16 protein-coding genes are annotated in these 21296 nt (G+C 39.4%); 7 read left to right on the top strand and 9 right to left on the bottom strand.

Annotation, left to right across the window (positions count from 1 at the left end; all coding sequences use genetic code 11):
- Positions 1–114: 114 nt before the first annotated feature.
- The 6 genes from H5119_RS09950 to H5119_RS09975 form a co-directional block, all read right to left on the bottom strand.
- On the bottom strand, positions 115–1557 hold the full coding sequence (locus tag H5119_RS09950) for a sensor domain-containing diguanylate cyclase (RefSeq protein WP_182702115.1): 1443 nt from the start codon (positions 1555–1557) through the stop codon (positions 115–117).
- Between the two features lie 397 nt (positions 1558–1954).
- Complete coding sequence (locus H5119_RS09955) at positions 1955–3010, bottom strand: hemin-degrading factor (RefSeq protein WP_182702116.1); 1056 nt, start codon at positions 3008–3010, stop codon at positions 1955–1957.
- A 47-nt stretch (positions 3011–3057) separates the two neighbouring features.
- On the bottom strand, positions 3058–5151 hold the full coding sequence (locus H5119_RS09960; RefSeq protein ID WP_182702117.1) for a TonB-dependent receptor domain-containing protein: 2094 nt from the start codon (positions 5149–5151) through the stop codon (positions 3058–3060).
- Positions 5152–5555: 404 nt separating this feature from the next.
- Positions 5556–5969 carry a biopolymer transporter ExbD gene (locus tag H5119_RS09965; RefSeq protein WP_182702118.1) on the bottom strand — a complete coding sequence of 138 codons (414 nt, stop codon included), beginning with the start codon at positions 5967–5969 and terminating at the stop codon, positions 5556–5558.
- Complete coding sequence (locus tag H5119_RS09970; RefSeq protein ID WP_182702119.1) at positions 5962–6513, bottom strand: MotA/TolQ/ExbB proton channel family protein; 552 nt, start codon at positions 6511–6513, stop codon at positions 5962–5964. The genes H5119_RS09965 and H5119_RS09970 overlap by 8 nt, the downstream gene beginning before the upstream one ends.
- 14 nt (positions 6514–6527) lie before the next feature.
- On the bottom strand, positions 6528–7295 hold the full coding sequence (locus H5119_RS09975; protein ID WP_182702120.1) for an energy transducer TonB: 768 nt from the start codon (positions 7293–7295) through the stop codon (positions 6528–6530).
- A 67-nt stretch (positions 7296–7362) separates the two neighbouring features.
- Between H5119_RS09975 and H5119_RS09980 the strand changes: the two genes are divergently transcribed.
- From H5119_RS09980 to H5119_RS10005, 6 genes are all read left to right on the top strand, one after another.
- Positions 7363–8280: a hemin ABC transporter substrate-binding protein gene (locus H5119_RS09980; RefSeq protein ID WP_182702121.1), complete on the top strand. Its 918-nt coding sequence runs from the start codon at positions 7363–7365 to the stop codon at positions 8278–8280.
- 5 nt (positions 8281–8285) lie between these two features.
- Positions 8286–9341 carry an iron ABC transporter permease gene (locus H5119_RS09985; protein ID WP_077535411.1) on the top strand — a complete coding sequence of 352 codons (1056 nt, stop codon included), beginning with the start codon at positions 8286–8288 and terminating at the stop codon, positions 9339–9341.
- Positions 9341–10126: a heme ABC transporter ATP-binding protein gene (locus tag H5119_RS09990; RefSeq protein WP_182702122.1), complete on the top strand. Its 786-nt coding sequence runs from the start codon at positions 9341–9343 to the stop codon at positions 10124–10126. Before H5119_RS09985 ends, H5119_RS09990 begins: the two co-directional genes overlap by 1 nt.
- A gap of 153 nt (positions 10127–10279) precedes the next feature.
- The gene (locus H5119_RS09995) at positions 10280–12091 is read left to right on the top strand and encodes a glycoside hydrolase family 3 protein (protein WP_182702123.1); all 1812 of its coding nucleotides are present in this window, start codon (positions 10280–10282) and stop codon (positions 12089–12091) included.
- A 1-nt stretch (position 12092) separates the two neighbouring features.
- Positions 12093–12827 (top strand): 5-oxoprolinase subunit PxpA, encoded by a 735-nt coding sequence (locus H5119_RS10000; RefSeq protein ID WP_182702124.1) that lies wholly within the window; start codon positions 12093–12095, stop codon positions 12825–12827.
- A gap of 153 nt (positions 12828–12980) precedes the next feature.
- Positions 12981–14999 (top strand): S9 family peptidase, encoded by a 2019-nt coding sequence (locus H5119_RS10005; protein ID WP_182702125.1) that lies wholly within the window; start codon positions 12981–12983, stop codon positions 14997–14999.
- Positions 15000–15549: 550 nt separating this feature from the next.
- Here the strand turns inward: H5119_RS10005 and H5119_RS10010 are convergent.
- Positions 15550–17151 (bottom strand): isocitrate lyase, encoded by a 1602-nt coding sequence (locus H5119_RS10010; RefSeq protein WP_182702126.1) that lies wholly within the window; start codon positions 17149–17151, stop codon positions 15550–15552.
- Between the two features lie 225 nt (positions 17152–17376).
- Between H5119_RS10010 and H5119_RS10015 the strand changes: the two genes are divergently transcribed.
- Positions 17377–19566 carry a malate synthase G gene (locus H5119_RS10015; protein WP_182702127.1) on the top strand — a complete coding sequence of 730 codons (2190 nt, stop codon included), beginning with the start codon at positions 17377–17379 and terminating at the stop codon, positions 19564–19566.
- A 209-nt stretch (positions 19567–19775) separates the two neighbouring features.
- Here H5119_RS10015 and H5119_RS10020 read toward each other — a convergent pair whose 3' ends face one another.
- Positions 19776–20501, bottom strand: a complete 726-nt coding sequence (locus H5119_RS10020) for a YebC/PmpR family DNA-binding transcriptional regulator (RefSeq protein ID WP_182702128.1) — start codon at positions 20499–20501, stop codon at positions 19776–19778.
- 145 nt (positions 20502–20646) lie between these two features.
- On the bottom strand, positions 20647–21264 hold the full coding sequence (locus H5119_RS10025; protein WP_182702129.1) for an HAD family hydrolase: 618 nt from the start codon (positions 21262–21264) through the stop codon (positions 20647–20649).
- Between the last annotated feature and the right edge of the window lie 32 nt (positions 21265–21296).

Here is a 21296-nt window from a genome sequence, read left to right on the forward strand (position 1 = left end):
ATAAAGTGTATGTTTAGAATTTAGCGAGCGAAACTTAAAGAAAACTTAAGAAAGGTAATTTTAATAAAAATAAAAAGCCTCTGTATTAATTCAGAGGCTTTGTGATCAGGTAGCTCAACTTATTTGTGCAACAACGCACTGGTTTCGACCATGTTCTTTTGCATGGTATAGCGCTTTGTCGGCACATTTATACACTTGATCTATGTCGTTGCTATGCTCAGGCCAAGTTGCAATACCTATAGATATAGTTATAAATCCAATGGTTTCCATACTTGTGGATTCAACTGTAGTTCGTAATCGCTCTGCTATATTAAGCGCGCTTTCACTATTTTCATTCGGTAATACGAGCACAAACTCTTCACCACCAATACGCGCTACAATATCGTCTTTTCGAGATAACTTTTTTATGATGTTAGTAAGTGCTTTAAGCGCTTCGTCACCTTTATCATGCCCAAAGGTGTCATTTACACGTTTAAAAAAATCGATGTCTATTTCTAATATTGCAAAGGGTGTTTGTTTAAGCATAAGCTGGTTGAGCAAACCATTTAAACTTCTACGATTATGAGTTTCGGTTAAGGGATCTGTTTGCGCATCGTGACGAAGCTGCCCTATTTGCATTTGCAAAATATTCACTCCTTTGAGCATGGCAAGTTTTAACCTTTGGCTTTCAAAATACCATGATTTAATACTTTTCAACTTTGCAAGACTATCTGGATCATCCAGTGTAGTGGCGCCTTCAGCAAGTTGTTTTAAAGGCCTTGAAATAAAGTGAGCAAATAATCCAATTAAAATAAACGTAATAATAGCCATAGGTAACGTACGTTTTATAACCTCAACTATTAATAAATCAAGCGATGCAAGTGTGGCCTTAACTGGTCGCTGAGCAACAATTCCCCACTGCGTTTGTGCAACAGGCGCGAAACCAGCAAGCATTTCATTACCCTGACTATTTAAAGCCATAGCAGTGCCCCTTTCTCCTGCAACTACCTTATCTATAATGGCATTATTGGCAATATAAGTACCAATACGATCGTGATCTGGGTGATAAAGTAAGCGTTTATTTACATCAACCACATAAATATAGGTGCCTCCTTTATAATAGTGCTGCTCAAGTAGGCTATTTAAGATGTTGCGCTCTTTTAAATAAAGAGTTCCGCCTACATAACCCAAATAATCGCCTTGTAAATTAAATAGCGGGTATGAAATAGAAATAATCAAATTTCCCGCAGCCGACATATAGGGCTCACTAATTAATGGTTTTTTTTGCTCCAAGGCCTGTAAGGCCCCTGTTGAATAAATTGGCTTATCGATAATTTGAGGTAAATCAGGTGAGGTGGCAGCAATAATACCGCGCTTATTAATAACCACAGAGTTAAAGCTATTTGTTTGTAAATTTAATCTTGTTACTTCTTCTTGCAAAAGCGCATCATTATTTATACCCAGCTCTATTTTTTTAGCTGAATAAGCTAATTGCTGCATTGCCGCCTCTAAAAAGTTATCGGTTGCAGATGCTAGCTTGTTAGCATAAGCGTAGTTACTTTTTAATGTGTAGCTCATTAGCTGCTCTTTTTGCACCTGATAGGTAGAATAAAAACTACTTACAAGTGTGCTTACAGAAGCAGTAAGTGCTAACAATAAAATAAGAAACCTAAGGTTTAAAGCAGGTAGTAATTTGTATAACAAATGCGTATCGCCCACAGTACAAACAATTATGCGTGTACCTTTTTGTATATTATACCAACAATTATAACTGCTTAATGCCCTATAATCTAATTACTAAACTCAAAAAACCTCTAGAACGAACTCAAAGTTTAACTTTTATGCACTGTTGGTCGTCTATTTATAGAAAGTAGCCACACGATATAAGCGTGGCCTTGCTCAGCAACTAAGTACACTGCTATTAATTGAACCTTAATATGAACAGCCCTAGATTTATTGTTTAACTTTGTCTAGTTCAGGCGACTAAGCGCTGTTGCCAAAGCTGCTCACACAAATTAACCCATTTATTTGATTGCTTGTTACCTTCGGTTCTGCGGCCAAACAATGTCAGTACTGTGTTACCTAAGCTGTCAAAAAACTCGATAGAATGAACAACAACGTCACCATTATCGGTTGGTTTTTTTACAACAAATGCACGAGCAAAATCATCACTCCTCACATGTAAATTAAAGCCCTCATCAAGCACGTTATACCATGGGCCAACTTGCTTTAAATTATTTAGTGTGCCTGAATATATTTGCACTGCGGCATCATTATTAACAAAAATCATTACCTCATTTTGCTGTTTTTTTAACGTTTCAAATATATAAGGCAGGCTTATTGGGAGTATTTCTTGTGCCCAATGAGGTTGAGCTATTTCAAGGGCCTGTGTTCTACATACATCAAATTTAGTTAATAATGCGGGGAAATGATGTACATCTTGCAGGTTTTCCCATGCGTCTAAAAATCCTGCCGCATCAATATTTTCTTGAGACTTAAATGTTAAAGCCTGTACAATTTTAGGCTCTATTGCTAACACATTACTTTGTTCGCAATCACTGTATTTATTAATTAATGCTTCGTATGCTGCTAGGTTTGTTTGCTCAGTGCTAAAAACCTTATGAACGGCTTGCCCATATTTATCAAAGCATTGAATACTCACCATATTACTTAGCTTAACGGCGAATACACTCGCCCATTTATACAAAAATAATCTTAAGTCAATTCCGCCAGGGTTTATGGCTATTGCCATTTTTTGCTCATTACGTTCTGATGTATATAATTTCTCGTAACACCCTTTAATTTCATTAATCACCAGTTCGTTTCGGGTCATTGCCATAACATGCTCAAGCTTTTTTAAGCCTTTGAGAATGCTTTCAATATGATTTATGTCGAGTTTAATTGCATTAGTACCAACTTGAGCTGCAACTAATTGTGCTTCGGTGGTATTTAGCTTTAAAGCAGCGTCAACAGCTCTAATAGTAGGCTGCTCTGCTTTTAAAGCTTGGTATTGATTAAATAATGTGTTCATTATGTGCTCCTAAAAATGCAGCAACATTTACATGCTGCTGCAGCAGCTTAAAATTTAAAGCTAATTTGTGTTTTAATGTTACGACCAATACCGTACTCACCAATTCCACCACCTGTACCTGCAATTACCTGATATTCTTTATCGAATAAATTATCAATTGCAACTCGTGCGCTCCAGCTTTTGTTTATATCCCAACTCGCGTTCATACCTATTAGCGTATAGTCTTTGTGTTGCTGCTCTACGCCATTAATGAGCACTGTTCGTTTGTCTACATTTTGAATTCTCAAACCGGTTTTAATGGTATCGTCAAAAAAGTGTAAACCAACACTTAGTGCAAGCTTGTCGGCAGGTAAATACCATAAAGGTTCATTGTTTTCGTTTTCACCAGAAATACGGCTATAAGAAAAGTTGGCATAACCAAGGGTATGCGCATAATTAACCTCAAACTCAATGCCATCACGTTGATTGTCGCCAATATTGCTATAGCGTGGCGCTGGTGCAGGGTTTGTAGCGCTATTCGTGTTTGATTGAATTTCATCATTTACATCTATATCAAAATAAATGAAGCGAGCAGTTAGTGCGTCTCTACTAGTCAATACATTCGTTGTTTGGTAGCTCATGCCAACTTCTTTATTCGTGCTATTTTCTATTTCTAAACCTAAAGCAGGATTACGACCGCTGTATTGGTCGTATAGCTCGTCAATTAGCGGCGCTCTAAAGCCTTCTTGGTAACTTGCAAAAATAGCGAACATTTTGTTTATTTGATAGTTAGCCGTAACAGCGGGGACAACTTGAGAGTGTTCGGCTTGAGTATCTAGATTATTAAATATTTGGTTAAAACCGCTGGTTGCTGTTGTCTTATATTTCTCAAAACGAAGACCCCCAGTAAGCGTCAGATCTTGCCACGTAAATTCATCTTGAATATACACACCTAAGCGTTTTTGAGTGCCTCCTGGCTGAGAAGTAATTTCAGCTTGTACCGCGTTATTCGCGTATTCAACACACTGATACGTTTGCCTATTTAGATTAAGGCAAGGATAACTGAGCTTTGTACCAATTCGCTCTTTATCTGAATACTGAATCCCATACGTTAATGCATGCTTATTAAAAACAGAGGTATTTGCAATATCTAATGTTGCTATGTTGTATTCATAATTAGAGGCAATGCCAATAAAATCTTTTAACGTACCCAAGCCATCGCTTTCTGTTACTTGACTTTGACTATACCCAAAACGGGCATTTAAATTTACATAAGGATTATGTGCAGGGTTTAGCTCATAACTTAAATTAGTAACTGATTGCTCTATCGTTCTATAAACTGTGCCCCATGCACCAGGATCAGTGGTATTAAATTCAGTCCGTTGGCTGTCTTCACTTTTTGTGTATGAAAGCCCAATTAACGAGTCTTCATTTAAATAGTATTCGCCTTTTAATAGTAGCGATTCAGCTTCAATTGCTGAGTTATCCAATGTTTTCCCGTTAGATAATTCAAAATCATCACTGCTTCGTTTTACATAGGCTGCAACGACATCAAGCGATTCTGTAGGTCTTGCGTAGGCGTATACAGCACCATTCTTTTCGTTATTATTTCCATGGTGGCCAAGCTTAATTTTAGCGCCCGCTTTTTCGTTAGGTGCTAAAAAGTCACTTGCATCTTTAAGCTCCATTTCTACTACACCACCTAAAGCGCCACCACCATGTAGCACTGTGCTTGGTCCGCGCTTTATGCTTACTGAGCGGTAAAGTTCGGGATCAGAAAAAAAGCTCCCCATTCGATATTTTTCAAATGTTTGAATTGCACCATCAACACTTATTAATACATCTTCTGCATCACTAAAACCGCGCACACTAAACTTTTGGCCTCCGCTTCTTGGGCCACCCGTTGACGTAACATTTGGCACATTAATAAGGCTATCAAACACAGTACTTGCAAGTACCCGCGCTATTTGCTGCTGTGTAATTACGTTAACGGCTTGAGCTGAGTTTAAGGCTGATTTGGCGGTACGCGTTGCCGTAACGGTTACTGCATCAAGAGTGGTGATTGGGATTTGATTGTCTGAGCTGTCTATTACTTTTATCTCAGCAGCCATAAGAGGCATTGAAACGCTGGCAATACATAAAGCCAGTTTTGAAAGGCGCATAATTTACTCCGTATAATAGTTTTATTGTGTTTAAACACGGCTGGTCGGCCATATTTTATTACTTTATGCTTAAGACATAGCCCCTAGGGCCTGTTTATCTTTCGAGGTTAAATTTGCAGCAGTCTGTTTGGTATTTAGGCAAGGCAGAGCCTATGGTGTGTGGTTACTCCCCATAAATAGGCGATAACGCAGCATAAATGCCAAACATGCGCTGCCCTTTGGGTTCTTTCTAGGGGCAATTTACTCTTTGTTGCTCGGTTTTTACTTAGCCCATAGGTTACAAACCTCACGCCGCGATTAAATCGCCCCTAGATTGAACAAATTTTAATCCTGAAAGGTCAACAGGCCCTAGTAGTCTCAAGCCGCTGCACTATAACAAAATAAAACTCAAATGATAATCATTATCAATCGCTTTTAACTAAAATATTTGCAACTTGGTATTTCTCTCTCGATAAAGCGGCTAATAGCACAACAAGATCACCACTTGGTACTTGCTCATCAACGGCTAAATAAAGTGGGGTATCTTGCTTTTCTACTTTTAATGCTGTTATAGCGCTACTTAACGAGTCATAGAGTTGATGGTCAAATCCATATTGTGTTTTTTTATTATGAATACGCACACTCAACACTTGCACATCAGATTGCTGTACCGGCGTACTGGTATTTTTTCCTGTATCAGGGAGTGTTACATCAAGCATATTTAATTTTACTGCTGCGGTGAGTAGCAAAAATACCAACAAAATAAACAGCACATCTAATAAGGCTGTTAAATCAGGTAATAAAGGGGGGGTTAAATTATTTTTGGGCAGCTCAAGCATGCGGGCGTTCATTAAATGTAAAGGTATAATTTAGATGGTTAATAACACGTGTAAATTCATTTTGTAGAGCATCCAACATGCCATTTAATAAGCCACTTGCTAATAAGCATGGAATAGCAATAACTAATCCAGCCATAGTCGAATACATCGCCTCCCATAGTCCATCGGCGAGTAATGCAGGGGTAACAGCTTGATTTGTTTGCGCTATATTTTTAAACATAAGGACTAATCCCCACACAGTTCCTAATAAGCCCATTAATGGGCTTAAAGAAGCAAGTAAACTAAGTATATTTAAACGCTTACGCCAGTTAACTAGACAATCTTGTAAGTACAACTGGCACCACTGCAGACGCTGTTCGCTTGGTTGTTGTTGTTTACTCTTAAGCGCCTTTGCAAATTGACTGTGCCCAGCTTTATGTTGCTGTAACTGCAGCTTAGCAACGAGCATTACGAAACTGCGCTCAAGTACAATAGCCAGTGCAATTATCGATAAACATAATAACGGCCAAGCCATTATGCCAATGGCATTAAATACAAATTTCATACGATCACTCTTAATTATACGTTTAACGAAAATTTAATTGGCACACTAAACAATGCTTTTACTGGATGGCTATTTTTTAATACAGGGTAAAACTGCCATTGCGCCACATTATTAAGTGCAGCCTGATCGAGCTCTACAAAACCACTGCTTTTGATCAGCGTAAGCTTTGCTATTTCTCCATTTTTATTTAGTTCTATTTGCAACATGGCGACACCTTCATAACCTCTTTTCTTTGCACGTAATGGATAAGATAAAGTAGGTTTTGGGGCTTTAAATAAAGGTAGCTTTGCAATGTTCACTAGTTCACTGGTCGCTGAATTTTGTTTACTTAACTCAGCTGCAGAAGCCATCTGTGTCGGCGTTTTTAAAGAGTCAGCCTTAACGCTTGCTGCTGTTTTTGAAGGTTTCCGCTGCACAGGTTTCTTTTTGGCGACTGTTTGCTGATTAACTGTTTTCTTTGGTTGTGGTTTTATTTTACGAGGCGGCTTATTTATAACCGATTTGCTTATAATTTTGCTATCTGGCTTTGTTGTTTTACTAACGTGCCGCCTTTGACCTGAAAACATTGTACTCGCTGTAGGCTCAATTACAGCTTGGGGCTGCTCGCTTGCTTTTACCAAGAGGCTTTTGCTTATCGCGACTTGTGAATTAATCAGATTAATTGAGACTTTATCGGCTCTTTGCCCCTGTAAAAACGTAATCGGGGTGTGCGTCTCGGGTTGAATAAACAAACCAATAAAGTGGAAAAACCCAGATAGAATGATAAAAATAGTAAATCTCATATCTTTTAAATATAAATGATAACTGTTATTATTTGCATTAACCAATGGTATCAATATCGGATTTGTTATGAAACCCCTATTTACATATTTAGTCATCGCTAGCTTTTTAATCACTACGCACATATCTCAAGCATTAGAACCTACCCCGCAAAGAGTCGTAGTATCTGGTGGTTCAATAACCGAAATAATTTATGCACTTGAAGAACAAGATCGCATTGTAGGAGTCGACAGCACTAGCGTGTTTCCTATTGCTGCAACACTAAAACCGCAGATAGGTTACGTACGAAAGATAAGCACTGAAGGCATACTCTCTTTAATGCCCGATCTTGTTTTAGGGGAAGCCGACACTGGGCCAAAAAAAGTCGTCTCGCAACTACAAAGTACGGGCGTAAATATGGTTATTCTCTCAGAGGAAGATAACTTTTTAACCATAGAGAATAAAATTAATCATATTGCAAAATTGCTTAATGTACCTGCTAAAGGCCGCACTTTAGCAAACAGCCTAAAAGCCGATAGAGATGCACTACGCTATGTTTTATCACAATCTGACTATAAACCTCGCGTGCTCTTTGTTTTAAGCGTTCGCAGTGGGCAGCCTATTGTTGCTGGGGCGCATACCTCTGCAAATGAGTTAATTAATGCTGCTGGCGGCATTAATATAGCTGAAAAGCACTTAGATAACTGGAAACCACTTTCTAGCGAAGCTGCATTAGCATTTAACCCCGATGCAATTATAACGATGGGCCGTCATGGTGATGACCCTCTTACCGACATAGCCAAATTAGCTCATTTTAAGTTCTCTAACGCAGCAAAAAATAAACAAGTATATAGTTTTGATGGCAGTTACTTATTGGGTATGGGTCCACGTACTCCACAGGCCGTAGTTGAACTTGCCAGCGTATTACACCCCAGTACTCAACTGCCTACTGGTTATAAGTTTCGCTTTGCTAAAACCTCTCAGACAACAACTGAATTAAGCGAGTAATCAACATGCTTGCATTAGGCAGTACCATGCTCACAGGGCATAAACAGCGCAAAATGGCGATCCCGTGTTTACTCATAGCCTGTGTTTTAATGTTTTTTACGGCGCTTAGTCAAGGTGGGGTTAACTTAAGTTTTAGTGAAATAATCGCCATTATTAACAATCTTGAAAGTGATAGTTTAAAAAATGCAATTATTTGGCAAATTCGTTTACCACGTATTGTATTAGCAATGGTGGTAGGTGCAGGCTTGGCTGCGTGTGGCGCTGCTATGCAAGCTATTTTTAGAAATCCATTAGCCGATCCTGGTTTAATTGGCGTATCCAGTGGTGCTGCACTTGGCGCGGTAGCAACCATAGTATTGGGCACCAGTCTATTTACTAATTTTAGTAACACTTTTGGCGTTTACGCTGTGCCTATAGGCGCTTTTTTAGGCTGTATTGCTGTATGTGCGTTTATTTATAGATTAAGTGCGCACAGTGGCCAGTTTACTATTATTAGCTTATTGCTTGCAGGAATAGCCGTAAATGCAATAGTTGGTTCATTTATTGGCGGGCTCACTTTAATTAGTAACGAGCAGCAACTTCGGGACCTTACGTTTTGGAGTATGGGCTCGCTTGCTGGCAACCATTTTGCAATGATGCTGCCATCCCTTTGTATTATTGTCATTAGTATTTCGCTGTTAATGCGCTTAGCTAAACCACTCAACTTATATTTACTTGGCGAAGCACAAGCTAAACATTTAGGCATAAATGTTACACGTCTCAAAAAACAGGTCTTTATTTGCACTGCCCTTTGCACAGGTGCTGCGGTATCAATTACTGGCATAATTGGCTTTGTAGGCTTTATAGTGCCTCATATTGTGAGATTAATATTAGGACCCGATCACCGTTACTTAATGCCCGCAAGTATATTAGGTGGGGCATTATTACTAAGCTTTGCCGATTTATTTGCACGTACTGTGATGCTACCCGCTGAGCTTCCAATTGGTTTAATAACTAGCGCAATCGGTGGTCCATTCTTTTTACTAATGCTATTAAAAACATACAAAAAACGGAGTCACTAATGCTGTGTGCTAACAATATTTCTGCACAAATCGGCTCAAAATGCTTACTGAATAATGTTGATTTTTACGTAAAACCAAAAGAAGTCATCGTCATTATTGGTCCTAATGGCGCTGGTAAATCGTCGTTATTAAAAGCGCTTTGTGGCGACATTAAACTGACACAAGGCAGTATTTTGCTTAACGAGCAACCATTGCATACATACACAGTTGAAGATTTAGCTACGCGCCGCGCCGTATTAACTCAAAATTATGAACTCGATTTTCCATTCACCGTAAGTGAAGTTGTTGATATGTCTCACTTTGCTCATCAAATGCAATATAGCCGACAAACTTTGAAGGAATTTTCAAACCAAGCCACAGAGGCGCTTGGCATTACGCATTTAAAAGATCATACTTTTACGCAACTCTCAGGCGGAGAAAAGCAACGAGTTCAGCTAGCCCGCGTGCTGTGCCAAATTCAACCTACTTTAAAAACAAATAAACCGGCCTACTTACTCATCGACGAGCCAACATCAAGCTTAGATATTTTTCATCAGTACGATGTAATGGCTCAAGCCAAAAATATTGCACAACAAGGTGCCGGTGTTGTGGCAGTGATCCATGACCTATCATTAGCGGCAAGTTTTGCCGATAGAATTTACATGATTAATAACGGTGTAATTGAAGCAACGGGCCCTCCTGAGGAAGTGTTAACCGCAGAGCGACTGAAGCACGTTTATAATATTAACGCTCAGCTCAATAACAGCGTGCCAAATATGCTTCCACATATACAAATTAGTTGTTAAAAACAAGGTTTATAAAAACGCCTTCTGTATGGCTTTGCAGTTGCATCAAAAAGTAGATAAGCTGCATATACTTATCTATTTTATTTAGCCTTGGAGTAAGTTTTGCTAAATAAGTATGTTGTATCGTCTATCGTTTTTTTATCTGGGTGCTTAATGCCATTACAATCTTCGTTTGCTAAACCTGTACTTTCTCTTGAGCAACAACTTGGCCAAAAACTTATGGTTGATCTTCGCTATTTTTGTGAGCAAGGCAGCAGTAAACAATGCAGAACACCTTTAACTCAATTACCAAACGAGCTTGCACAGGCAATTACAAAGCATAATATTGGTGGTGTTATTTTATTTTCTGAAAATGCCCAATCAGTTGAACAAATAATTACCCTTAATAACCAATTGCAAGCTGCAGCAAGCCAATCCAGTAGTAAACTGCCGTTATTCATATCAATAGATCAAGAAGGCGGACGTGTCGCTAGACTACCACGTGATGTCGCCACCTCATTTACAGGTAATATGTCGATTGGTGCTACATATAAAAAACACGGAGTAAGCTTTGCGACTAAAACAGCCACTGTCATTGCTAAAGAGCTGAGTACTTTAGGTATAAACGTAAATTACGCCCCGACTGTTGATGTAAACATGAACCCTGACAACCCCGTTATAAACGTACGTTCATTCGGAGGGAACCCTGCAATAGTAGCTGAACTTGGCGCTGCGCAGGTTGCAGGCTTTGAAAACAACGGTGTTATCACCTCGTTAAAACACTTCCCTGGGCACGGCGATACAAACGTAGATAGCCATACAGGTTTACCCAAAGTAAACCATTCTAAAGAGATTATTTATGAGCAAGATTTAGCACCGTTTAAACACATTATCGCCAAACAAAACCCAGGTATGATAATGACGGCGCATATTCAATACCCAGCCCTTGATAGCACCACGTTTGTAAGTGTTGATGGTAAAACGATGATAAAGCCCGCGACTATGTCACGTAAAATCATTACTGATATTTTACGAGGCGAGCTTAATTATCAAGGTGTTGTAGTAACGGATGCACTTGATATGGCAGGTATTAGCCACTTTTTCACACCCACTCAAGCGGTGATCAATACATTTTTAGCAGGTGTTGATATAGCTCTGATGCCTATTGAAATTAGAACACCAGACGATTTTATAAAATTAGATGAATTGATTAAAAGGCTTGTTGACGCAGTCAAAGCAAAACAACTAAATGAGCAGGAAATATCACAATCGGCTCAGCGTATCGTTTCACTTAAAAACAAATTTGAGTTAAGTACTCATTTTGACCCTATCAACGCACTCATAAATGCAAAGCAAACAATTGGCAGTGCAGCACATCGTGACATAGAAGCGCAGCTTGCTGTAGAGGCAATAACGCAAGTTAAAAATAAACAAAACACATTACCGCTTAATCTTAAATCGGGTCAGCATGTGCATATTATTATGCCTGACACACGTAAATGCATGGCAATGCAGCAAGCGATTGAAGCTATAAGTGATAAAAAGCTCAACTATACCTGTAGTAGTCTCCAAGGATTTAATCCACAACAAGCACATGCAGATATTACTACTGCCGACGTGATCATTGCTGGTAATGCCACGCCCAATCAAAGTGCGGTAGAAATTGGCGGTATGGACGATTTAAAAGACGATCCTAATTTTGCACTTAATAATGCAGAGCAACCAAAAGCCCTTAAATCATTACTCAACTTTGCTAAAACTAAACATAAAAACACTGTATTTATAAGCCTCAGAGCGCCTTACGATATTGCCGAATTTGGCGATTATGCCAATGCTGTGCTCGTATCATATGCATACAATATTGATGTAGATAAAGACGATATGGTAGCGGGCCCTGCTTTTACAGCGCTTGCGAAAGTACTATTAGGGAAATCGCCTGCTAACGGCTTATTACCTGTCACGATAAAACCGCAAGAAGCGCACTAATATGAAACTTAACTGTGATTTAGGAGAAAGTTTTGGTGCATGGAAAATGGGCCTTGATGATGACGTAATGCCACATATTGATATGGCTAACATTGCCTGTGGTTTTCATGCCGGCGATGCCGATGTAATGGCAAATACGTTGGCGCTTTCCAAACAGCATAATGTACAAATTGGCGCTCACCCAAGCTACCCAGATTTGCAGGGCTTTGGTAGACGTTCAATGGTGCTTAGCGAAAAAGAGCTTACAAATTGCCTACACTACCAAATTGCTGCCCTTGAAGGCATGGCAAAAATACAAGGTTTAACTCTTAGCTACGTAAAACCACATGGCGCGCTTTATAACGATATGATGAATAACGAGGAAATATTACAAACCGTTATAAGTGCTATTGCTAATTACCCTAGCAATTTAAAATTAATGATTTTAGCCACTGAAAATGCCAATAAGCATACTCAAATAGCTAAAGACGTAGACGTTGAGCTAATACTCGAAGCATTTGCCGACAGGCAATATAACGATGACGGGCAGCTAGTTTCACGAAAGCTTGAGGGCAGCGTTCACAACAAAGCTGCATTACTAAAACAAGTTACTCAACTTTTATCCGATGGTAGCGTGACAACACGAACAGGAAAAAAATTAATGCTTAATGCACATAGCTTATGTGTGCATGGCGATAATGCCGATGGCATCGCACTTATAAAAGAGATTAAAGCGCTTTGTAACTCAGCCAATTAGGCTTTTCACACAACCTTAAATTATAAGCTGTAAACCCCCTTTACAGCTTTAACTCACAGATAAAATTTAGAGTTTCATCGCATCCTTCTATTAATCCTTGTTTACCTAACATATAACTGTATTAACAAAAGTAAAATCACAACAGGGATAAAAATGAAAAAACTTTTAACACTTAGCCTCGTTTTAGGCTGTAGCAACTTAGCCTACGCTGAAACAAACACACTACAATTACAAGATGTATTCAATTTAGAGTACGCCAATCAAATAGACATAACCGAAGATGGTAAAACTGTTTACTTTGTACGTAATCGCATGGACATAAAAACAGATCGTAAAGTAGGTAATATTTGGTCCGTTGATTATAAAACAAAACAAATGCAGCCATTAACTTCTGGCATTCATATGGATTATTCGCCAGTACTGTCACCTGATGGTGAAAGGCTTGCGTTTATATCAACCCGCGATGGTAGCAGCCAAATATATATTAAATGGCTTAAAACAGGTGCTATGGCAAAAATTAGCAACTTAACCAGCAGCCCGCGTGCAATAACTTGGAGCCCTAATTCTAACCAATTAATATTTAGCATGTTTGTTCCAAGCGCTACTTCTGCGCCAGTAAGCTTACCAAGCAAACCAAAAGGAGCAACGTGGGCAGAGCCCGCCAAGTTTATTGATGATGTTTATTATCGTTCAGACGGTGGCGGTTATACACAAAAGGGTTTTAATCAGCTATTTACCATAGACGCTAACGGCGGTAACGCTAAACAACTCACCCATGATGAATTTAATAACGCCAGTGATGTAAGTTTTAGTAAAGACGGCAAGTCGCTTTATTTTTCTGCAAATAGACATGAAAACTACCAGCTAAAACCCACGAACAGTGAAATTTATCAACTTGATTTAGCCTCACAAAATATAACCTCAATTACCGACCGCAATGGCCCTGACGAACAGCCTAAAGTATCGCCCGATGGTCGTTACTTAGCGTACACAGGTTACGATGATAAACGCACTAACTACGAAAACACTCAGCTTTATATTCGCGATTTAAAAACAGCTAACACAACAAGCTTAACGCCTGATTTTGATCGCAGCGTAGGTCAAATAAAATGGAGTGCAAATTCAAAAGGTCTTTACTTTAGTTACAACGATAAGGGTCAAACGGCGCTTGCCTATCAACCACGCAACGGTAAACGTAAAATAATTACAGAGCAAATTGGCAGCGTTGCCTTTGGCCGCCCTTATTCTGGCGGCGACTTTGATGTGAGCGAAGACGGTGAAGTCGCCTTTACCCTTGCCGATACCCAGCGCCCTTCAGATATAGCAACAATTAAACGTGGTAAAGCGCAGCGCTTAACAACCCTTAATAAAGATGCATTGAGCAACAAAGCTTTGGCTAAAGTGGAAGAAATTTGGATTAAATCAAGTCACGATGAGCTGCCAATTCAAGGTTGGATTGCCTACCCGCCAGAGTTTGATAGCAGCAAAAAATACCCGCTAATACTAGAAATTCACGGCGGCCCAGTTGCTAATTACGGTCCACACTTTAGCACCGAGATTCAACTTTTTGCAGCAAAAGGAAATGTCGTTTTATATATGAACCCACGTGGTAGTAATTCATACGGAAAAGAATTTGCACAAACCATTCATCATAATTACCCAAGTAACGATTTTGATGACTTAATGACTGGCGTTGATGCAGTAATAGCGAAAGGCTTTATTGACGAGTCTAAATTGTTTGTAACCGGTGGCTCTGGCGGCGGTGTATTAACTGCATGGATTGTAGGTCATACCGATCGCTTTGCTGCAGCTGTAGTTGCTAAGCCTGTTATTAATTGGATCAGCTTTGTACTAACTGCCGATTTTTACCCGTTTTTTGCTGATTACTGGTTTCCGGGTAAACCGTGGGATCACATTGAGCGCTACATGAAACGCTCACCGATTAGCTATGTTGGAAACGTTAAAACTCCTACTATGCTGCTCACTGGTGAATCTGACTACCGTACACCAATTTCAGAAACTGAACAGTTTTATCAAGCACTAAAACTACAAGGCGTTGATACCGCAATGGTGCGCATTCCTAATGCTTCACATGGTATTACAGCTCGTCCATCTAATTTAATGACTAAGGTTGCTTATATTCAATGGTGGTTTGATAAACACACTAAATAAACTCTGGATAATAAATTTATAGCTTAAATAAAAGTCACTTCAAACAAGTGGCTTTTGTATTTACTGCGGTAGTATTCAAACTGTAAACCCCCTTTACACTTCTATGACAATTAAATATCGGACTTAGCTAAAACTTCAGTTAGTAAAATTTCGGTTTATAGCATTTTTTATTACTTGAGTTGGTAAAAAATCGGTTTGGGTCACTGTTTATAACCTCTCAGTTAGTAAAATTTTGTTTTATAGCAACGAGAAGTTAGTAAAAAATCGGTTTGTGAATTCGCTAAGTTTGCCGATTAAAGCAAAAATCAGTCACTTATCCACATTTTTAGGTCGCTGTAAAAGCTATTTACAGCAAAATCACTTAAAAAATGCCGTTTTATGAGAGGTTAGTTAAACTCTGATCCGTACATTCACTCAGGTAGTTAAATAGTGATCCAAAATAATTTGGTTAGTTAAACTCTGATCTGTAATTATGCTTCAATGTTCTAACTTTATTTAAAGCAATAAAAAAGGGCCTTAAGGCCCTTGAGTAACACTATCTAGTTAGGAATTAAAACTGGTTCATGGTGTTATCTTCACCACCGGCTTTTAGTGCGTTATCACCAGAGAAGTATTCTTTGTGCGTATCGCCCATATTAGAGCCCGCTAAATCTTGGTGCTTAACAGATGCTTGCTCACGGCGAATTTCTTGACGCTGAACATCACGTACATAAGCTAGCATACCCATATCGCCAAAGTAACCTTCTGATAAAATATCAGTGCTTAGCGCCGCTGTATGGTAGGTAGGCAGAGTAATTAAGTGATGGAAAATACCGGCTTCACGTGCGCCATCACGCTGGAAGTTTTGTACTAGTAAATCAGCTGCTTGTGCAAGTTCTGTTGCATCCATTTCTGGTGCCATAAGAGCTTTATTATCGCCAAGGCTTGGGTAAGCACTAAGGTCACGACCTTCATCAGCCCACTCTTGATAAACTTGCTCACGAAACTTAAGCGTCCAGTTAAACGAAGGTGAATTGTTGTATACCAGTTTTGCATTTGGCACCTGCTCTTTAACACGATTTACCAACTCTGCAATTTGTTTAACATGCGGTTTTTCTGTTTCAATCCACAGTAAATCAGCACCAGACTGCAAGCTAGTAATACAATCTAGTACAACACGGTCTTTTTCAGTGCCTTCGCGGAATTGGAATAAGCCGTTATCTAAACGAGTTGGTTTACATAACTGGCCATTAATTTTCATTGCAGTGTCGCCTTCATTTAAGTCATCAACACCGTTAATTGGTGTGGTTTCTAAAAATGCATTGTATTGGCTTGCTAAATCACCAGGCTTTTTCGATACAGGTACCTTTTGCGTAAGGCTCGCACCCAATGAATCGGTACGTGCCACAATAATACCGTTATCAATACCGAGTTCTAAAAAGGCGTATCGTACCGCATTAATTTTTGCTAAGAAATCCTCATGCGGTACAGTCACTTTACCCGCTTGGTGACCACATTGTTTGGCGTCAGATACTTGGTTTTCTATTTGAATGGCACACGCACCGGCTTCAATCATTTTTTTAGCCAGTAAATAAGTGGCTTCCTCGTTACCAAAACCTGCATCAATATCAGCAATAATTGGCACAACATGGGTTTCAAAGTTGTCTATTTTATCAATAACAGCTTGCACATCACCGCCGTTTGCTTTGGCGTCATCTAAATCGTTAAATAAGTGGTCTAGTTCACGTGCATCGGCTTGTTTTAAAAATGTGTAAATTTCTTCAATTAGCGCAGGTACCGATGTTTTTTCGTGCATGCTTTGATCTGGTAGCGGGCCAAATGCAGAGCGAAGTGCGGCAACCATCCAGCCGCTTAAGTAGACATAGCTGCGTTTTGTCGTTTTTTGGTGGCGCTTAATTGCCATCATCATTTGCTGTGCAGTAAAACCGTGCCAACACCCTAAAGATTGTGTGTACTGGCTTGTATCTGCATCGTATGCTGCCATATCTTCACGCATTACGTCTGCTGTGTATTGTGCAATTTCAATTCCTGTACGAAAACGGTTTTGCAAACGCATACGACTTGCATATTCAGGGTTAATTGCATGCCATGCACTGCCTTGAGATTGGCAAAGAGTAGAAAGTGTATCTGTTTCGCGTTGATATGTTGTCATAATAAAGTCCTTCGAACGGGTATGTAATATTTAGTGTTATGAGAGTGGCTACCAAGCTCATGCTCCGTAGCGCTTAAATCAACATTAGGCTCATTTTTTAGATTTAGTAAATTTATAGTTGTTATTGCGGCTATAAATTTAATGAATGAGCAAAAAGCACTCAACGTAGCTTTTTTGAGTTATTGTTGTCTTAACGCACACTGCGACCGTTTAAGGAAGGCTATTATGACCCACACTCTCACACACTCAGGCCTCAGCGTAGATACTCAACTCGCTGATTTTGTAAAAAACCAACTATTACCTGGTACTCATCTAAATGAACAGCAATTTTGGCAGAACTTTGCAGATATAGTTCAAACACTTACCCCTATAAATAATACGCTGCTTGAAAAACGAGAGCTACTTCAACAGAAAATAGACAGCTATCATCTAGCTAATAAAACGTGGGATAGCGCTAAATATCATGCCTTTTTACAAGATATTGGCTACTTAGTAAAAGAGCCCGCAAACTTTGAAATAGAAACTCAAAATGTAGAACCCGAGATAGCGCTTACAGCAGGCCCGCAGTTGGTTGTTCCTGTTAGCAACGCACGTTTTGCACTTAATGCCGCTAACGCACGTTGGGGCTCGCTATACGACGCTTTATACGGCACAGATGTGCTAAGTGAAGACGATGGTGCAGAGAAAGGCAATACTTACAATCCTGTGCGTGGCTTTAAAGTAATGGCCTACGCTCGCCAGTTTTTAGATAAGGCATTGCCATTGACTAATGGCTCGCATATAGAAAGTACTAACTATTCAGTCATCAATGGTGCGCTTTCAATCACTTTACGCGATAGCTCTCAAACTACGCTAGCCAACCCATCTCAGCTTATTGGCTATCAAGGTGAAGCGCAAAACCCAACCGTGGTTTTATTAAAAAACAATGACTTACATATAGAACTACACATAGATCATCATCATATTATTGGCCAAGCAGATAAAGCGGGCTTAAAAGATGTTGTGTTAGAAGCCGCCCTTACCACCATTATGGATTGTGAAGATTCGGTCGCCGCCGTAGATGCAGAGGATAAAATACAAGTTTATAAAAACTGGCTTGGTTTGATGCAAGGTAATTTAGTTGAATCTTTCAAAAAAGGTGATAAAACCATAGAGCGAACACTGCAAAATGATAGAACATATACTGCACTCGATGGTGGCATTGTTACGTTAAAAGGTCGCAGCATGATGTTTGTACGAAATGTTGGCCACCTTATGACAAATCCTGCGATTACTGATTTACACGGCCAACCCGTATTTGAAGGTATTATGGATGCCATGTTTACAGCAACTGCTGCTCTGCATGACATAAATAAAAAAACCGGTATTAAAAACACCAGCGCACAAAGTATTAATATAGTAAAACCAAAAATGCATGGCCCCGAAGAAGTCGCGTTCACAAACACTTTATTTAGCCATGTAGAAGAAGCCTTAAGCTTACCTAAAAACACGCTTAAAGTGGGAATTATGGATGAAGAGCGCCGCACATCTGTCAACTTAAAAGCCTGTATACATGCAGCTAAAGAGCGTGTTGTATTTATAAATACTGGATTTTTAGACAGAACAGGTGACGAAATTCATACCTCAATGCAAGCAGGCGTTGTACTTCCAAAAGCACAGATTAAGCAGCAACCGTGGATACAAGCTTATGAGGATCGCAATGTCGATATTGGCCTTGCCTGTGGTTTAAGTCATAAAGCACAAATAGGTAAAGGCATGTGGCCAATGCCAGATAAAATGGCATTAATGATGGAGCAAAAATCAGCGCATCCTAAATCAGGCGCTAATACGGCATGGGTGCCCTCCCCTACTGCAGCTACTCTGCATGCAATGCATTATCATGATGTAAACGTTTTTACTGAGCAGCAAAGTATTGCTAAACGTGCTATTGCAAGCCTTAGCGACCTACTTACACCGCCATTGATGGTCGATGCGAGTACGCTTTCAAAAGAAGATATTCAAAGTGAGCTTGAAAACAATGCACAAGGTATTTTAGGTTACGTTGTGCGCTGGATTAACCAAGGTGTAGGCTGCTCAAAAGTGCCCGACATTAACCATATTGGATTAATGGAAGACAGAGCAACCCTGCGTATTTCAAGCCAACATATGGCTAATTGGTTACTTCATGGTGTATGTTCAGAGTCGCAAATAAAGTCAACCATGGCTAAAATGGCTAAAGTGGTTGATAGTCAAAATGAGCATGACAGCGCATACACGCTAATGGCAACAAACGAAGAAGCCCTTACAAACAGCATCGCGTATCAGGCGGCAGTTGCCCTCGTTTTAGAAGGTGTAACACAACCAAGCGGATACACAGAGCCACTACTGCATAGCTACCGTATAAAATACAAAGCCCAAAAAACGAACACGCTTTAACTGTTTAACCAAAGTTCAAATTAAGTACTAAACCAGCTTTTAAGCTGGTTTTTTATCGCCTGAAATTAAAATAACAGCACTTTTATGACATTTTAAAAATATATATTCAAATAAACATAACGAGCATGAATATCTAACATTTATTCAAACGTAAAAAAGCGTGTTTTGTATACACAAAACACGCTTTTAAAGCTTATAGCCGTTTACGTTTAATTTTTTACAATGGCATTGTGATAAATATTTTGCACATCGTCACAATCTTCAAGCATATTTATAAATTTATCAAAATTAGCAATAACGTCTTCGTCTTCAATCTCAATATTAACTTGAGGAATAAACGTAATTTCGTCTACTTCAAAGTTAATATCTTCAAAGGCGCTTTCAAGGGCTGTTTTAGCTTTAAAGTATTCTGTTGGCGGCGCAAATACCGATATTTTACCGTCCTCGGCTTCAACATCGCTTACATCAACATCAGCCATCATTAACGCGTCGAGTACTACTTCGTCGTCATCCCCTGCAAAGCCAAGTACCGCATAATGATCAAACATATGCGCGACACAACCGGGTGTACCAATTTTTGAGTCAGTTTTTGTAAATGGTAAGCGTACATCTTTAATTGTACGATTTGGGTTGTCAGTCAAGCAATCAACAATAACCATGCAATTGCCAGGACCATAGCCTTCATATCTCGCAACAGAATAGTCTTCCCCTGCCCCACCGGCTGCTTTCTCAATTGCTTTTTCAATAACGTGCGCTGGAACTTGGTCTTTTTTAGCTTTTTCGATTAGGCGGCGCAAGGTTTGATTTACTTCCGGATCGGGTTCGCCATTTTTTGCTGCAACATAAATCTCTTTACCATACTTTGAGTTTATTTTCGTTTTCGCATTAGCTGTTTTGATCATAGAACTTTGACGAACTACAAATGCTCTGCCCATTTTGTGCCCCTAATGAATACGTTACGTTTTGCGGTATTTTACCAATTCAAAACGTATTGGGCTAGCTCCGCAATAGGCAAAACTTGATTAATAAAAACTTTTATAACTACATACTTATTTCAGAATAAATTAAATGGCATGCCATTTAACATAACGCTACTTTTTTGGAATAACTTTCTACTAGCCCTACCAACTCATAAAAATTATGCAATATGTAATCGGCTTGGTCGGCATAAGCAGGTGTTATATCTGGAGCATATAAACATGCACGCATATTAGCGTTATGCGCGGCTTGTATGTCATACAAGTAATCGCCTACATAAAGTATATTTGCAGGGCAAATATCCCAAAGTGTTGCAATGGCATTCAATGCACTTGGATCGGGCTTTGCTGGTGCATCACTTCTGGTTAAAACCGTGCTAATTGGCAGTGGGTTATTTTGTAATTTAATTGCAGCAGCCTTGTCAAAATTACGCGTTACTATGGCCATCGGAATTTTTTTTGCATCTAATTGTGCAATAGCTTCACTGACGCCGGGTAATATAGTTGCATGCTGGGCATCGAGTAACTCGTGCTGATGCACAATGTTCATGGCTTCCTCGCGCATATATGCCGAAGGGAGTTGCGCTATAAAGTCGAGCAGGTCTTGCTCACAAGGGCAGCCTATTTGTGCTTTTATAAGTGAAAAATCTAACTCGGATGATACTAACGTACCGTCTAAATCAAAAATAACACCGTTAATAGCCTCTACCTGAGTCATCATATCATTCCTTGGATGTGGTAATAATTAGTTAA

The sequence above is a fragment of the Pseudoalteromonas sp. SG45-5 genome (genome assembly GCF_014164085.1).
Taxonomy (GTDB): domain Bacteria; phylum Pseudomonadota; class Gammaproteobacteria; order Enterobacterales; family Alteromonadaceae; genus Pseudoalteromonas; species Pseudoalteromonas aliena.

Bases quoted from the DNA above. Each gene is read 5' to 3' on its own strand.
- H5119_RS09955 (WP_182702116.1), bottom strand. From the start codon at position 3,010: ATGAACACATTATTTAATCAATACCAAGCTTTAAAAGCAGAGCAGCCT.
- H5119_RS10000 (WP_182702124.1), top strand. From the start codon at position 12,093: ATGAAACTTAACTGTGATTTAGGAGAAAGTTTTGGTGCATGGAAAATG.
- H5119_RS10015 (WP_182702127.1), top strand. From the start codon at position 17,377: ATGACCCACACTCTCACACACTCAGGCCTCAGCGTAGATACTCAACTC.
- H5119_RS10005 (WP_182702125.1), top strand. From the start codon at position 12,981: ATGAAAAAACTTTTAACACTTAGCCTCGTTTTAGGCTGTAGCAACTTA.
- H5119_RS09980 (WP_182702121.1), top strand. From the start codon at position 7,363: ATGAAACCCCTATTTACATATTTAGTCATCGCTAGCTTTTTAATCACT.
- H5119_RS10020 (WP_182702128.1), bottom strand. From the start codon at position 20,501: ATGGGCAGAGCATTTGTAGTTCGTCAAAGTTCTATGATCAAAACAGCT.
- H5119_RS09985 (WP_077535411.1), top strand. From the start codon at position 8,286: ATGCTTGCATTAGGCAGTACCATGCTCACAGGGCATAAACAGCGCAAA.
- H5119_RS09960 (WP_182702117.1), bottom strand. From the start codon at position 5,151: ATGCGCCTTTCAAAACTGGCTTTATGTATTGCCAGCGTTTCAATGCCT.
- H5119_RS09995 (WP_182702123.1), top strand. From the start codon at position 10,280: ATGCCATTACAATCTTCGTTTGCTAAACCTGTACTTTCTCTTGAGCAA.
- H5119_RS09950 (WP_182702115.1), bottom strand. From the start codon at position 1,557: ATGAGCTACACATTAAAAAGTAACTACGCTTATGCTAACAAGCTAGCA.
- H5119_RS09990 (WP_182702122.1), top strand. From the start codon at position 9,341: ATGCTGTGTGCTAACAATATTTCTGCACAAATCGGCTCAAAATGCTTA.
- H5119_RS09975 (WP_182702120.1), bottom strand. From the start codon at position 7,295: ATGAGATTTACTATTTTTATCATTCTATCTGGGTTTTTCCACTTTATT.
- H5119_RS10010 (WP_182702126.1), bottom strand. From the start codon at position 17,151: ATGACAACATATCAACGCGAAACAGATACACTTTCTACTCTTTGCCAA.
- H5119_RS09970 (WP_182702119.1), bottom strand. From the start codon at position 6,513: ATGAAATTTGTATTTAATGCCATTGGCATAATGGCTTGGCCGTTATTA.
- H5119_RS09965 (WP_182702118.1), bottom strand. From the start codon at position 5,969: ATGCTTGAGCTGCCCAAAAATAATTTAACCCCCCCTTTATTACCTGAT.
- H5119_RS10025 (WP_182702129.1), bottom strand. From the start codon at position 21,264: ATGATGACTCAGGTAGAGGCTATTAACGGTGTTATTTTTGATTTAGAC.